Below are 270 nucleotides of genomic sequence, written 5' to 3' on the forward strand. Positions count from 1 at the left end.
TTGCGGCCCGATAATGGAATCAGCAATACGGCCGGCTTCTGCTTTGTACTGATTGAGAATCGAAACAGGGGTATTTGTGTTCATTGTCAATTTTTGATCGATTGGTTGCGAGTTTTGATTGCATCATATTGACGCCGACAGTCGGCAATCCACGCGTTCCACGCTTCCGGCTCGTACATGCCATAGTCCTGATACATGCCGACCAGATCGCCGTTTTTGCGCGCGTCTGACAGGTACAGAGCAAAGGCAAAGTCAGGGAACCCGAGCCCC

General features: G+C 51.1%; 1 protein-coding gene. It reads right to left on the reverse strand.

The features are described from left to right. Window positions 1–86 precede the first annotated feature (86 nt). The coding region (locus AC1RPW_RS08480; protein WP_481769524.1) for a hypothetical protein at window positions 87–270 on the reverse strand (184 nt) is incomplete at its 5' end.

Source organism: Dellaglioa sp. CoH-55-MRSF-8 (assembly GCF_056782195.1).